The sequence below is a fragment of the Streptomyces yunnanensis genome (genome assembly GCF_029011865.1).
GTDB lineage: Bacteria > Actinomycetota > Actinomycetes > Streptomycetales > Streptomycetaceae > Streptomyces > Streptomyces yunnanensis.
In genome coordinates this window covers 734,571-750,990 of the sequence record NZ_CP095749.1, presented here as the reverse complement: position 1 = coordinate 750,990, position 16,420 = coordinate 734,571, and the positions used below count along the sequence as shown (strand labels likewise).

1 protein-coding gene (running past one end of the window) is annotated in these 16,420 nt (G+C 70.9%); it reads left to right on the top strand.

Annotated elements, in window-relative coordinates; translation table 11 throughout:
* On the top strand, window positions 1-16,420 hold the 3' end of the coding sequence (locus tag MOV08_RS03250) for an SDR family NAD(P)-dependent oxidoreductase (RefSeq protein WP_476718405.1). 16,988 nt of this gene lie to the left of the window's left edge; 16,420 of the gene's 33,408 nt are visible here — the last part of the coding sequence; the start codon falls outside the window, past its left edge; the stop codon is at window positions 16,418-16,420.

Genomic DNA, 16,420 nt, shown 5'->3' with positions numbered 1-16,420 from the left:
CCCCGCGCACCCCGGCACCTCGTACGCCCGCGCCGGCGGATTCCTGCACGACGCCGCCGACTTCGACGCCGACTTCTTCGGCATGAGCCCCCGCGAGGCCATGGCCACGGACTCCCAGCAGCGCCTGCTCCTGGAGTCCTCGTGGGAGGCGATCGAGCGGGCCGGCATCGACCCGCTGACCCTGCGCGACAGCCGGACCGGCGTCTTCGCCGGCGTCATGTACAGCGGCTACGGCACCCGCCTCGACGGCACCGAATTCGAAGGCTTCCAGGGGCAGGGCAGCGCACTGAGCGTGGCCTCCGGCCGGGTCTCCTACACCTTCGGTTTCGAAGGCCCGGCCATGACGGTCGACACCGCCTGCTCCTCCTCGCTGGTCGCCCTGCACCTCGCCGCACAGGCACTCCGCGGCGGTGAGTGCACCCTCGCCCTCGCCGGCGGCGTCACCGTGATGTCCATCCCGGACACCTTCATCGAGTTCTCCCGGCAGCGCGGACTGGCCCCCGACGGCCGCTCCAAGCCGTTCTCCGAGTCCGCCGACGGCGTCGGCTGGTCCGAGGGCGTCGGCATGCTGCTGCTGGAGCGCCGGTCGGACGCCGTGCGCAACGGTCACCAGATCCTGGCCGTGGTGCGCGGCTCCGCGGTCAACCAGGACGGTGCGTCCAACGGCCTGACCGCGCCCAACGGCCCGTCCCAGCAGCGCGTCATCCGCCAGGCGTTGGCCAGCGGCGGCCTCTCCACGACCGATGTCGACGCGGTCGAGGCACACGGCACCGGCACCACACTGGGCGACCCGATCGAGGCCCAGGCCCTCCTCGCCACCTACGGCCAGGACCGCGAGCACGACCGCCCGCTGTTCCTCGGCTCGATCAAGTCCAACCTCGGCCACACCCAGGCCGCCGCCGGTGTCGCCGGCGTCATCAAGATGGTCATGGCGATGCGGAACGGCGTGCTGCCGCGCAGCCTGAACATCACCGAACCGTCCTCGCACGTCGACTGGGGCGTCGGCGCCGTCGAACTGCTCACCGAGCAGACCGCCTGGCCGGAGACCGGCCGGGCCCGCCGTGCCGGTGTCTCCTCCTTCGGCATCAGCGGCACCAACGCCCACGTCATCCTGGAACAGCCGGAGGCCGCGCGGCACTCGGCGCCGGACGAAGCCGACACGGTGGCGGCAGCCGCCCAGGCGCCGGCCGCCACCGCGGACCTGCCCGTGATGCCGTGGGCGCTGTCCGGCAAGACGCCGGAGGCCCTGCGCGCCCAGGCCGCACGCCTCCTCGCCCACCTCCAGCAGCACCCCGAACTCGCACCCGCCGACATCGCCCTGTCCCTCGCCACCCAGCGCTCCCAGTTCACCCACCGGGCAGTCGTCCTGAGCGCCGACCGTGACGAGGCGACCCGCGCGCTGTCCGCCCTCGCCACCACCGCCGCGTCCGACCCCTCGGCCCTCACCGGCACGGTCACCATGGGACGTCGCGCGGTGCTGTTCACGGGTCAGGGTGCGCAACGCCTGGGCATGGGGCGTGAGTTGTACGGCCGTTTCCCGGTCTTCGCCGAGGCTCTCGATGTCGTGGTCGACCACCTGGACGCTGTCTTGCCTGCGCAGGCCGGTCTGCGTGAGGTGATGTGGGGCGACGATGCGGAGTTGCTGAACGAGACCGGTTGGACCCAGCCCGCTCTGTTCGCCGTCGAGGTGGCGCTGTTCCGGCTGGTGGAGAGTTGGGGTGTCCGTCCGGACTTCGTGGCCGGCCACTCCATCGGTGAGATCGCGGCGGCGCACGTCGCCGGGGTGCTGACGTTGGAGGACGCCTGCCGCCTGGTGGCCGCGCGGGCGACGCTGATGCAGGCGCTGCCCGCCGGCGGCGCGATGTTCGCGGTCCAGGCGACGGAGGACGAAGTCACCCCGCACCTGACCGACGAGGTGGCGATCGCGGCCGTCAACGGCCCGACCTCCGTGGTCATCTCGGGCGCAGAAGAGGCCGCGCAGACCGTGGCGCAACACTTCGCCGACCAGGGACGCCGGACGACCCGACTCCACGTGTCGCATGCGTTCCACTCGCCGTTGATGGACCCGATGCTGGCGGAGTTCCGTGCGGTGGCGGAGGGCCTGTCCTACGCCGCCCCGACCCTCCCCGTCGTCTCGAACCTGACGGGCCAGCTGGCCACGGCCGACGAACTCTGCTCGGCCGAGTACTGGGTGCGCCACGTCCGCGAGGCGGTCCGCTTCGCCGACGGGGTGACGGCCCTCGAAGCCGAGGGCGTGCGGACCTTCCTGGAACTCGGCCCGGACGGCGTCCTCGCCGCCATGGCCAGGGAAACCGTCGCCGACGACACGGTCACCGTCCCCGTCCTCCGCAGGAACATGCCCGAGGAACGGGCCCTGCTCACCGCACTCGGCCGACTCCACACCACCGGAACGCCGATCGACTGGACCACCCTCCTGGCCCCGACCGGTGCCCGCCCGGTGGACCTGCCGACATACGCGTTCCAACACCGTCCCTTCTGGCCCTCCGGCCCCCGCGACACCGCGGATGCCGCCGCCGTCGGCATCGCCGGCGCGAGCCACCCGCTCCTCAACGGCATCGTCGAACTCGCCGACGAAGAGGGCCTGTTGTTCACCGGACGGCTGTCGCTGCAGTCGCATCCGTGGCTGGCCGACCACGCCGTCATGGGACAGGTCCTGCTGCCCGGCACCGCACTGCTGGAACTCGCCCTGCGCGCCGGCGACGAGGTCGGCTGTGACCACGTCGAGGAACTGACGCTCGCCGCACCGCTCGTCCTGCCCGAGCGCGGCGCGGTACAGACCCAGGTCCGGGTCGGCGTCGCCGACGACACCGGCCGCCGCACCGTCACCATCCACTCGCGTCCGGCACGCGCCACGAACACCGACAGTGACCCCCAAACCGACACCGACACCCCGTGGACCCAACACGCCACCGGCGTCCTCGTCACCGGACTGCCGGCGACGGCAACCGTGCCGTTCGACGCCACCGTGTGGCCGCCGGCGCACGCCGAACCCGTTGACCTGGCGGACTTCTACGCGTCCCGGGCCGGCGAAGGATTCGGCTACGGGCCCGCTTTCCAGGGCCTGCGAGCGGCCTGGCGGCGCGACGGCGAGGTGTTCGCCGAAGTCGCTCTGCCGGAGGCCGGCCGTACCGAAGCCGAGGCGTACGGGCTGCATCCGGCGCTGCTCGACGCCGGACTGCACGCAGCCTGGCTCGTCGCCCCGGACGGGGAGCCCACCCGGACGGGCAGCGTGCCGTTCTCGTGGCACGGCGTCTCCCTGGCCGCTTCCGGTGCCTCCTCGGTCCGCGTCCGACTCGGCCGCGACACCGACGGCACGCTGAGCCTGGCCATCGCCGACACCACCGGTGCACCGGTCGCGTCCGTACAGGCCCTGGCCATGCGTACCGTCTCGGCGAAGGCCCTGAGCACCACGGCGACCCTCGCCCGCGACGCGCTGTTCCGCCTGGACTGGGCCCCGGCCCCGGCCCTGGCCCCGGAGCCGGCGCCCCAGCCGGACGGCACGGTGGCCGTGACCCCGGCGGTCACGGTCGTCGGTGCGGAAACCGTCGAGCTCACCTCCGAGCTCACCGCGGCCCTGCGCGCGGCGGGCGCCGACGTCGACGTCCGCACCACCCTGTCGACCGATGAACCCGCGCCCGCGCTGATCGCGCTGCCGCTCGTCGCCTCCGACCAGGCCGGCACCGCAGACGCGGACTCCGTCCCGGCGGCCGTGCACGATCTCACCCGCCGAGCCCTGGCCCTCGTACAGACTCGCCTGAAGGAGCAGCACTTCGCGGACACGAAGTTCGTCTTCGTGACCCGTGGTGCGACGGTCGGGCGTGATGTGGCTGGTGCTGCGGTGTGGGGTCTGGTGCGTTCGGCGCAGTCGGAGAACCCGGGTTGTTTCGGTCTGGTCGATCTGGATCCGGATGGTGCGGTGGGTGCGGCGGTGCTCGTCGCCGCGTTGGCCGGTGATGAGCCGCAGCTTGCGGTGCACGGTGATGTGTTGCGGGTCGCGCGTCTGGTGCGGCGGCCGCTCACCGAGGGGGGTGAGGGCACTGATGACGGCTCTGGTGTGTCGTTCTCGGGTGAGGGTGCGGTTCTGGTCACGGGTGGTACGGGTGGTCTGGGTGCGGTGTTGGCGCGTCATCTGGTGGCCGAGTACGGGGTGCGGGATCTGCTGTTGGTCAGTCGCAGTGGTGAACGTGCGGTGGGTGCTGGGGAGTTGGTGGCGGATCTTGCGGGTGTGGGTGCGCGGGTGCGGGTGGTTGCGTGTGATGTGACCGATCGTGCCGCGGTGGTGGAGTTGGTTGCCGGGCATGGTGTGTCTGCGGTGGTTCATGCGGCGGGTGTGCTGGATGACGGCATGGTGGGTGCGTTGACCGGGGAGCGGTTGTCCGCGGTCCTGCGGCCGAAGGTGGATGCTGCCTGGCATCTGCACGAGGCGACCCGCGGCCTGGACCTGGAGGCGTTCGTCGTCTTCTCCTCCCTCGCCGGTGTCTTCGGCAGCCCCGGCCAGGCCAACTACGCGGCGGCGAACGCCTTCCTGGACGCGCTGATGATGCAGCGCCGGGCGGAGGGTCTGCCCGGCCTGTCACTGGCCTGGGGACCGTGGTCGCTGGCCGGTGGCACATCGGGCATGCTCGCGGACGCCGAGTCCGATCGCCTGACCCGTTCGGGAGTGCCACCGCTGACCGCGGAGCAAGGACTGGCACTGTTCGACGCGGCCTTGGCGACCGGTGACGCCACCTGTGTCCCGGTGCGCCTGGACCTGTCGGCACTGCGCGCCCAGGGTGAGGTACCGCCGCTGCTGCGGTCCCTGATCCGAGGCCGCTCGCGCCGCGCCGCCGCCGCGGAATCGGCAACCGCCACCGGGCTGCGGGAACGGCTCGTCGGCCTGAACCCGGTCGAGCGACAGGAAGTCCTCCTGGACCTCGTGCGCGGCCAGGTGGCCCTGGTCCTCGGCCACGCCGACGCCAACGACGTCCACCCGGCACGTGCCTTCCGGGAGTTGGGCTTCGACTCCCTCACCTCGGTGGAACTGCGCAACCGCCTCAACACCGTCACCGGCCTGCGGCTCCCCGCGACCATGGTGTTCGACTATCCGACCGTCGAGGTGCTGGTCTCCTACGTCTTGGACGAGTTGTTGGGCGCGGATGTCGAGGTGGCGACCGTGCAGCGGGCCGCGGTGGCGGTGGCGGACGACCCGATCGTCATCGTGGGCATGGCCTGCCGCTACCCCGGCGGGGTCACGTCTCCGGACGACCTGTGGAGGCTCGTCAGGGACGGCACCGACGCGGTGTCCCCGTTCCCGACCAACCGTGGTTGGGACGTCGAGTCCCTCTACCACCCGGACCCTGACCATCTCGGTACCTCTTACACCCGCTCGGGTGGGTTCCTGCATGAGGCGGGGGAGTTCGATCCGGGGTTCTTCGGGATGAGTCCGCGGGAGGCGTTGGCGACCGACTCCCAGCAGCGGTTGTTGTTGGAGTCGTCGTGGGAGGCGATTGAGCGGGCCGGTATTGATCCGGTGAGTTTGCGGGGCAGTCGGACGGGTGTGTTCGCGGGGGTGATGTACAGCGATTACAGCGCGATGTTGGCCGGTCCGGAGTTCGAGGGTTTCCAGGGCAGTGGTAGTTCGCCGAGTTTGGCGTCGGGTCGGGTGGCCTACACGTTGGGGTTGGAAGGCCCTGCGGTGACGGTGGATACGGCGTGTTCGTCGTCGTTGGTGGCGATGCACTGGGCGATGCAGGCGTTGCGCAGTGGTGAGTGTGGGTTGGCGTTGGCCGGTGGTGTGACGGTGATGTCGACGCCTGCGGTGTTTGTGGACTTTGCTCGGCAGCGGGGTCTGTCGCCGGACGGTCGGTGCAAGGCGTTCGCGGATGCGGCCGATGGTGTGGGCTGGTCCGAGGGCGTGGGTGTGTTGGTGTTGGAGCGTCAGTCGGATGCGGTGCGCAACGGTCATGAGATTTTGGCCGTGGTGCGCGGTTCGGCGGTCAACCAGGACGGTGCGTCCAACGGCCTGACCGCGCCGAACGGTCCGTCCCAGCAGCGCGTGATCCGTCAGGCGCTGGCCAGCGGCGGCCTGTCCACGGCTGATGTGGATGTGGTGGAGGCGCACGGCACCGGGACGACGTTGGGTGACCCGATCGAGGCGCAGGCGCTGATCGCTACGTATGGGCGGGATCGTGAGCCCGGGCGGCCGTTGTTGTTGGGTTCGGTGAAGTCGAACCTGGGGCATACGCAGGCTGCTGCGGGTGTGGCGGGTGTGATCAAGATGGTGTTGGCGATGCGGCATGGTGTGGTGCCGCGGACGCTGCATGTGGATGCGCCTTCCTCGCATGTGGACTGGTCCGAGGGTGCGGTGGAGCTGCTGAGCGAGCAGGCTGCCTGGCCGGAGACGGGTCGGGTGCGGCGGGCGGGTGTCTCCTCCTTCGGCATCAGCGGCACCAACGCGCACGTGATCCTGGAGCGTCCGGAGGCCGCGCGGCGTCCGGGGATGGAGACGAACACCGTGGAGCCGTCCACGGTGCCGTGGGTGCTCTCCGGCAAGACACCGGAGGCCGTGCGCGCCCAGGCGGCGAAGCTGTTGTCGTCGATCGAGGAACGCCCGGAGCTTCGCCTCGTCGACGTGGGCATGTCCCTGGTCACCGACCGCTCGACCTTTGAACACCGTGCGGTGGTACTCGCCGCCGACCGTGCCGATGCCGCCCGCGCACTGTCGGCGATTGCTGCCGACGAGGCCGATGCTGCCGCTGCCATCGGCCGCGTCGGTACGGGGCGCAATGCGGTGCTGTTCTCGGGCCAGGGCTCGCAACGCCTGGGCATGGGGCGTGAGTTGTACGAGCGCTTCCCGGTCTTCGCCGAGGCCCTCGATGTCGTGGTCGACCATCTGGACGCTGTCTTGCCTGCCGAGGCCGGTCTGCGTGAGGTGATGTGGGGTGACGATGCCGAGTTGCTGAACGAGACGGGTTGGACGCAGCCGGCTCTGTTCGCCGTCGAGGTGGCGCTGTTCAGGCTGGTGGAGAGCTGGGGTGTCCGTCCGGACTTCGTGGCCGGCCACTCCATCGGTGAGATCGCGGCGGCGCACGTCGCCGGGGTACTGACGCTGGAGGACGCCTGCCGCCTGGTGGCCGCTCGTGCCTCGTTGATGCAGGCGCTGCCCGCCGGCGGCGCGATGATCGCGGTCCAGGCCACCGAGGATGAAGTCATCCCGCACCTGACCGACGACGTAACGATCGCGGCCGTCAACGGCCCGACCTCCGTGGTCATCTCGGGCGCAGAAGAGGCCGCGCAGACCGTGGCGCAACACTTCGCCGACCAGGGACGTCGCACGACCGCGCTGCGGGTCTCGCATGCGTTCCACTCGCCGTTGATGGATCCGATGCTGGCGGGGTTCCGTGCGGTGGCGGAGGGCCTGTCCTACGCCGCCCCGTCCCTCCCCGTCGTCTCGAACCTGACGGGTGGGCTGGCGTCGGCCGATGACCTCTGCTCGGCCGAGTACTGGGTGCGCCACGTCCGTGAGGCGGTCCGCTTCGCCGACGGTGTGACGGCCCTCGAAGCCGAGGGCGTGCGGACCTTCCTGGAACTCGGCCCGGACGGCGTCCTCGCCGCCATGGCAGGAGCCTCGCTCACCGAATCCTCCCTCGCGGTACCGCTGCTCCGTAAGGACCGGCCGGAAGAACCGGCGGCGCTCGCCGCCCTGGCCCAGTTGCACATCGCCGGCGCGCGCGTCGACTGGCCCGTGCTCTTTGCTGGTGTGGGTGCGCGGCGGGTGGAGTTGCCGACGTATGCGTTCCAGCGTGGGTGGTTCTGGCCGGTGGGTCGGGTTGGTGTTGGTGGTGATGTGGGTGCTGTGGGGCTTGGGTCTGCGGGGCATCCGTTGTTGGGTGCTGCGGTGGAGTTGGCTGCGGGTGTGGGGGTGGTGTTGACGGGTCGTCTGTCGTTGTCGTCGCATGGGTGGTTGGCTGATCATGCGGTGATGGGGCGGGTGTTTGTTCCTGGTACGGCGTTGCTGGAGATGGTGATGCGTGCTGGTGATGAGGTGGGGTGTGGTCGTGTTGAGGAGCTGACGTTGGCGGCGCCGTTGGTGTTGTCTGAGCGTGGTGCGGTGCGGGTTCAGGTTGCTGTGGATGCTCCTGATGCTGCGGGTCGTCGTGGTGTGGGGGTGTATTCGTGTCCTGATGGTGTGGGTCAGGCGGTGTGGTCGCAGCACGCTGTTGGTGTGTTGTCTTCCGGTGCGGCTGACCGGGTCGGTGGGTTGGGCGACGGGGTGTGGCCGCCGCAGGGTGCTGTGTCGGTGGATGCTGAGGGTTGCTACGAGTTGTTTGCGGATGCTGGGTTTGGTTATGGCCCGGTGTTCCAGGGGTTGCGTGCGGTGTGGCGTCGCGGTGAGGAACTCTTCGCAGAGGTCGCCCTGTCGGAAGAGGTTGCTCAGAGCGCCGATACGGCGACCGGTTTTGGGTTGCACCCGGCGTTGCTGGACGCCTCGCTTCATGCCTCGCTTCTCGCCTCCCTTGAAGGTCAATCCGCCGGTGGTGGGCCTGCGTTGCCGTTCGCGTGGGAGGGTGTTTCCCTCTTCGCCTCGGGTGCGACGGCCTTGCGTGTGCGGCTGGCTCCCGCGGGTGAGCATGCGGTGTCGGTGACCGCGGTGGATCCGACCGGCGCGCCGGTCATCTCCATCGACGCACTCCGTACCCGGCGCCTCACCCCCGATGAGGTCAACGCATCCCACACCCACCTCAGCGACGCGCTCTTCGGCATCCAATGGACCACCGTCCCGACCGCCCCGGCCGCAGGCCACCCATCGGTAGCCATCATCGGAACCGACCGACTGGGGCTCGCCGAAGCGCTCAGCAGTTCCTCTCCTGGCTCGACCACGTCCACGACCACGACCACGACCACGTCCACGTCCACGACCGTGTACGAGAGCGTTGATGCGCTGATCGCGGCGGGGTCCGAAGTGTCCGTCCCTGACGTCACACTCATCGGTCTGACCATCGAGGACGCAGCCGCCCAGCACCTGAACGACCACCACGCCACCGGGGCGGGCCAAGGCGCCGTCGGAGCCGGCGCGGCGGCCGTAGAGGCGGCACACCGCCTCACCGCCGAGGCCCTGCGCACGATCCAGGCATGGTTGGCCGACGAGCGTCTGGCGGCCGGGCGCCTGGTCTTCGTGACCCGCGGCGCGGCCGACGGGCAGGATGTCGCGGCGGCGGCCGTCCAGGGCCTGGTGCGCTCCGCCCAGACCGAGAACCCGGGCATCTTCGGCCTCCTCGACATCGACGGGTCCGAGGCGTCGGCCGCGGTCCTCGGCGAGGCTCTCACCTCCGACGAACCGCAACTGCTCCTGCGCGACGGGCACCTGCACGCCGCCAGGCTGACCCGCCTGGCGCCGCCCGCCGACGCGGTCGCGCCCACGGAGTGGAACGCTGACGGCACGGTGCTGATCACCGGTGGCACCGGCGGGCTCGGCGCGCGGTTCGCACGGCACCTCGTCGACAGGTACGGCGTCCGCAATCTCCTGCTCGTCAGCCGGCGCGGCCCGGATGCCCCGGGATCCACGGAGTTGGTCGCCGAGCTGACGGCGCTCGGTGCCGTGGTGGCCGTGCAGGCGTGTGACGTGGCCGATGGCGATGCGGTGGCGGCGTTGGTCGCCGGGGTATCGGATGAGTACCCGCTGAGGGCGGTCGTCCACACGGCCGGTGTGTTGGACGACGGGGTGATCGGCTCGCTCACCGAGGAGCGGCTCGCCACCGTCCTGCGGCCCAAGGCCGACGCCGCCTGGCATCTGCACGAGGCGACCCGTGGCCTGGACCTGGAGGCGTTCGTCGTCTTCTCCTCCGTCGCGGGGGTCTTCGGCGGCGCCGGCCAGGCCAACTACGCCGCGGGCAACGCCTTCCTGGACGCGCTGATGGCACAGCGCCGGGCAGCGGGCCTGCCCGGACTCTCGTTGGCCTGGGGCCCGTGGGAGCAGACCGACGGAATGACCGGCATGCTGTCGGACGCCGAGGCCGACCGCCTCGCCCGCTCCGGCATCCCGCCGCTCTCCGCCGAGCAGGGCCTCGCCCTCTTCGACGCGGCACTCGCCCTTGCCGGCACCAGCACGCCAGACAAGGCAGCCGGCAGCGCCGCCGCCAGCACATCTGGAACCGGCGACCCGATCGCCATCCCGGCCGCGGCCCTCGTCGCACCGGTCCGGCTCGACCTGGCGGCGCTGGCCGCGCAGGGCGAGGTCCCCGCGATCCTGCGCGGACTGGTGCGGACCCGCATCCGCCGTACGGCGGCCGGCGGTTCCGCCACCGTGGCCGGACTCGTCAACCGCCTGTCCGGGCTCACCGCCGACGAGCGGCGCCAGGAACTCCTCGAACTGGTCCGCACTCAGGCAGCCCTCGTCCTCGGGCACGCCGATCCGGCGTCCGTGGACACCACCGCACAGTTCCGTGACCTCGGCTTCGACTCGCTGACCGCCGTCGAGCTGCGGAACCGGCTGAGCACGGCCACCGGCCTGCGCCTGACCGCAACCCTGGTCTTCGACTACCCGAACACCGATGCCCTCGCGGAGCACCTGCGGGACGAGTTGTTCGGCGCGGTCGAGAACGAGGCGCGGGTGCCGGTCCAGGCACTGCCGCCGACCGCCGACGATCCCGTCGTGGTGGTGGGCATGGCCTGCCGTTTCCCGGGTGGTGTGACCTCGCCCGAGGACCTGTGGCGCCTGGTCGACACCGGCGCCGACGCCATCACCGACTTCCCGACCAACCGTGGCTGGGACCTGGACAACCTCTACGACCCGGACCCCGCACACCTCGGTACCTCCTACACCCGCTCCGGTGGTTTCCTGCACGAGGCGGGCGAGTTCGACCCGGCGTTCTTCGGAATGAGCCCGCGTGAGGCACTGGCGACCGACTCCCAACAGCGGCTCCTCCTGGAATCCTCCTGGGAGGCGATCGAGCGGGCCGGCATCGACCCGCTGACCCTGCGCGGCAGCGCCACCGGTGTCTTCGCCGGCGTGATGTACAGCGACTACGGGAGCATCCTCGGCGGCAAGGAGTTCGAGGGCTTCCAGGGCCAGGGGAGCGCGGGCAGCGTGGCCTCGGGCCGCGTCTCCTACACCCTCGGCTTCGAAGGCCCCGCCGTCACCGTGGACACCGCCTGCTCCTCCTCCCTGGTCGCCCTGCACCTGGCAGCCCAGGCCCTTCGGGCCGGCGAGTGCACGCTCGCGCTCGCCGGCGGTGTGACCGTGATGTCCACGCCGAGCACGTTCGTGGAGTTCTCCCGGCAGCGGGGTCTGGCGCCCGACGGTCGTTCCAAGGCGTTCGCCGAGTCCGCGGACGGCGTCGGCTGGTCCGAGGGCGTCGGCATCCTCGTCCTGGAGCGCCAGTCGGACGCCGTGCGCAACGGCCACGAGATCCTCGCCGTGATCCGCGGCTCCGCCGTCAACCAGGACGGTGCGTCCAACGGCCTGACCGCGCCGAACGGCCCGTCCCAGCAGCGCGTCATCCGCCAGGCACTGGCCAGCGGCGGCCTCTCCACGGCCGACGTGGACGCCGTCGAGGCACATGGCACCGGAACCACGCTCGGTGACCCGATCGAGGCCCAGGCGCTCCTGGCCACCTACGGGCGCGACCGCGACCCCGAGAACCCCCTGTGGCTCGGCTCCCTGAAGTCCAACATCGGTCACACCCAGGCAGCGGCCGGCGTCGCCGGTGTCATCAAGATGGTGATGGCGATGCGGCACGGTGTGCTGCCGCAGACCCTGCATGTCGACGCGCCGTCCTCGCACGTCGATTGGAGCGCCGGCGCCGTCGAGCTGCTCACCGAGCAGACCGCCTGGCCGGAGACCGGCCGGGCCCGTCGCGCCGGTGTCTCCTCCTTCGGCATCAGCGGCACCAACGCCCACGTCATCCTGGAACAGTCGGCGGCTGTGCAGCGCCTGGCACCGGGAGCAGCAGAGACCGTGGAGCCGGTCGCCATCAAGCCGTCGGTGGAGCCGTCCTTGGTGCCGTGGGCGCTGTCCGGCAAGTCGCCCGAGGCCCTGCGCGCCCAGGCCGCACGCCTCCGTGACTTCCTGGCGGAGCGGCCCGAACCGCGCCCGATCGACGTCGGCCACTCACTGGCCGTCACACGCTCGCAGTTCGACCACCGCGCGATCGTGCTGGTCGACGATGCGAAGGACCCGGCGGACAGCGTGGCCGCCCTCGCGGCCCTGGCCTCCGGTACGGCCGATCCCGCCGTCGTCTCCGACGCGGTATCGACCGGCGGTTCGGCGGTGCTGTTCACGGGTCAGGGTTCGCAACGCCTCGGTATGGGGCGTGAGTTGTACGGTCGCTTCCCGGTCTTCGCCGAGGCCCTCGATGCCGTGGTCGACCATCTGGACGCTGTCTTGCCTGCCCAGGCCGGTCTGCGTGAGGTGATGTGGGGTGACGATGCGGAGCTGCTGAACGAGACGGGTTGGACGCAGCCCGCTCTCTTCGCCATCGAGGTGGCGCTGTTCCGGCTCGTGGAGAGCTGGGGCGTCCACCCCGACTTCGCGGCCGGCCACTCCATCGGCGAAATCACTGCGGCGCACGTCGCCGGGGTGCTGACGCTGGAAGACGCCTGCCGTCTGGTGGCCGCCCGTGCCTCCTTGATGCAGGCGTTGCCGGCCGGCGGCGCGATGATCGCGGTCCAGGCAACGGAGGACGAAGTCACCCCGCACCTGACCGACGACGTAACGATCGCGGCCGTCAACGGCCCGACCTCCGTGGTCATCTCGGGCGCAGAAGAGGCCGCGCAGACCATGGCACAACACTTCGCCGACCAGGGACGCCGGACGACTCGACTCCACGTGTCGCATGCGTTCCACTCGCCGTTGATGGACCCGATGCTGGCGGAGTTCCGCGCGGTGGCGGAGGGCCTGTCCTACGCCGCCCCGACCCTCCCCGTCGTCTCGAACCTGACGGGCCAGCTGGCCACAGTCGAGGAACTCTGCTCGGCCGAGTACTGGGTGCGCCACGTCCGTGAGGCGGTCCGCTTCGCCGACGGCATCACCACCCTCGAAGCCGAGGGCGTAGGGACCTTCCTGGAACTCGGCCCGGACGGCATCCTGTCCGCGCTGGCTCAGCAGTCCCTCGCCGGCGAGGCCGTCACCGTGCCTGTCCTGCGCAAGGACCGCGGTGAGGAGTCCACGGCCATGACGGCCCGAGCGCATCTCCACACCCGTGGCCTGATCGAAGACTGGCAGGACTTCTTTGCTGGTGTGGGTGCGCGGCGGGTGGAGTTGCCGACGTATGCGTTCCAGCGTGGGTGGTTTTGGCCGGTGGGTCGGGTTGGTGTTGGTTTTGGTGGTGATGTGGGTGCTGTGGGGCTTGGGTCTGCGGGGCATCCGTTGTTGGGTGCTGCGGTGGAGCTGGCTGCGGGTGTGGGGGTGGTGTTGACGGGTCGTCTGTCGTTGTCGTCGCATGGGTGGTTGGCTGATCATGCGGTGATGGGGCGGGTGTTTGTTCCTGGTACGGCGTTGCTGGAGATGGTGATGCGTGCTGGTGATGAGGTGGGGTGTGGTCGTGTTGAGGAGCTGACGTTGGCGGCGCCGTTGGTGTTGCCTGAGCGTGGTGCGGTGCGGGTTCAGGTTGCTGTGGATGCTCCTGATGCTGCGGGTCGTCGTGGTGTGGGGGTGTATTCGTGTCCTGATGGTGTGGGGCAGGCGGTGTGGTCGCAGCACGCTGTTGGTGTGTTGTCTTCCGGTGCGGCTGACCGGGTCGGTGGGTTGGGCGACGGGGTGTGGCCGCCGCAGGGTGCTGTGTCGGTGGATGTTGAGGGTTGCTACGAGTTGTTTGCGGATGCTGGGTTTGGTTATGGCCCGGTGTTCCAGGGGTTGCGTGCGGTGTGGCGTCGCGGTGAGGAACTCTTCGCAGAGGTCGCCCTGCCCGAAGACGCCACCCACCCCATCGACACGGCGACCGGTTTTGGGTTGCATCCGGCGTTGCTGGACGCCTCGCTCCATGCCTCGCTCCTCGCCTCCCTTGAAGGTCAATCCGCCGGTGGTGGGCCTGCGTTGCCGTTCGCGTGGGAGGGTGTTTCCCTCTTCGCCTCGGGTGCGACGGCCTTGCGTGTGCGGCTGGCTCCCGCGGGTGAGCATGCGGTGTCGGTGACCGCGGTGGATCCGACCGGCGCGCCGGTCATCTCCATCGATGCGCTTCGCACTCGCCGCCTCACCCCCGATGAGGTCAACGCATCCCACACCCACCTGAGCGACGCGCTCTTCGGCGTCCAATGGACCACGGTCCCGACCGTCCCGACCGCCCCGGCCGCAGGCCACCCATCGGTAGCCATCATCGGAACCGACCCCTACGGCCTCGCAGACGGCCTCACGGACGCCTCGACCCTGGTCGAGGAGCGCGGCGACCTCGCGGCACTCGCCGCGTCGGAGCACCCGGTACCGGACCTCGTCCTCGTCCCGGTCATGGGCACCCAGCCGACGGGCGCACCAACGAACGCGGACGCAGACGCGGAGGCACACGAAGAAGTACATGCAGAAGGACACCCCGACGCCGGGACACCCGACGACAGGCCGTCCGACGACAGCTCGTCCGACGGCAGGCCGTCCGACATGCTCCGCGCCGTGCGGGAGATCACCGCGCAGGTGCTGGAGCAGATCCAGCAGTGGCTGGCGGACGACCGGTTCGCGGCGGCGCGGCTGGTGTTCGTGACGCGCGGTGCGGTGTCCGTGGACGACGGCGGCATCACCGACCTGGCGGCCTCGGCCGTCTGGGGTCTCGTGCGGTCGGCGCAGTCGGAGAATCCGGGCTGCTTCGGTCTTCTCGACCTCGACCTCGACCTCGACCTCGACTGCGATCCGGCCGGTGTGACCGTGCCGTCCGCGCTCGCCGCGGCCCTGCACGCGACCGCCGACGAGCCGCAGTTGGCGCTCCGCGGCGGGGCCGTACAGGCCGCCCGACTGACCCGAATCCCCGCGCCGGAGACCGACCTTCCGGACACCGACCTTCCGGACACCGACCGTCTGGCGACCGACCTTCCGGAGACCGCCCGTTCCGAGAGCGCCGGCAGCGGTTCGGCCAATGACGGGAACACGGTCCCGGACGGTCCGGCCCGGCGGCCCGGCACGGTGCTCATCACCGGTGGTACCGGTGGCCTCGGTGGGTTGCTCGCCCGACACCTCGTCGCCGAGCGGGGCGTACGGAGCCTGGTGCTCGCCAGCCGTCGCGGTCTCGCGGCCGAGGGCGCGGAGAAGCTGGTCGCCGACCTCGAAGCGCTCGGTGCCGTGGTGGCCGTGCAGGCGTGTGATGTGGCCGATGGCGATGCGGTGGCGGCGTTGGTCGCCGGGGTGTCGGACGAGTACCCGCTGAGGGCGGTCGTCCACACGGCCGGTGTGTTGGACGACGGGGTGATCGGCTCGCTCACCGAGGAGCGGCTCGCCACCGTCCTGCGGCCCAAGGCCGACGTCGCCTGGCATCTGCACGAGGCGACCCGCGGCCTGGACCTGGACGCGTTCGTCGTCTTCTCCTCCCTCGCCGGCGTTCTCGGCGGCGCAGGCCAGGCCAACTACGCGGCGGCGAACACGTTCCTGGACGCCTTGATGGCGCAGCGTCGCGCTGCCGGGTTGCCGGGTGTGTCGCTGGCGTGGGGTCCGTGGGACCGGGCCGGCGGCATGACGGGGACCTTGTCGGACGCCGAGGCCGACCGCCTCGCGCGCTCCGGCATTCCGCCGATCTCGGCGGAGCAGGGCCTTGCGCTGTACGACGCGGCGACCGCCGGTGAGCGGCCTCTGGTGGTGCCGGTGCGGCTGGACCTCGCCGCGCTCCGCGGGCTCGGCGATGTTCCGGCGCTGCTGCGCGGACTGGTCCGGGCGCCCGCGCGGCGGACCGCGGCGGCCGGTGCGGCGCCCTCGGCCGATGCGCTCACCCGGCAGTTGACCGGGCTCGGCGGGGCGGAGCAGGAGGAGGTCCTGCTGAGGCTGGTGCGCGGTCAGGCCGCGGTGGTGCTCGGGCACGCCGACGGTTCGGCGATCGGTGCGGGTCGGCAGTTCCAGGAGTTGGGCTTCGACTCGCTGACCGCGGTGGAGTTCCGCAACCGGCTCAACGCGGCCACCGGACTGCGGCTGCCGGCCACCCTGCTGTTCGACTACCCGACGCCGGCCGACGTCGTCGGGCACCTGCGCGGCCGGCTCGGCACCGGGGAGGTGTCGGGTGCGGGCTCGGTGCTGGCGGCGCTGGACAACCTGGAGGCGGTGATCGCAGGGCTGTCCCTCGACGACGCGGGGGAGCACCAGTTGGTGGCCGGCCGGCTGGAGGTCCTCAGGGCGAAGTGGGCGGACATGCGAAGCGCGGAGGGATCCGTGGACGCCGGTGCGGACGTCGACATCGAGGAGGCGTCGGACGACGACATGTTCGCGCTGCTGGACGACGAGCTGGGGCTGAACTGA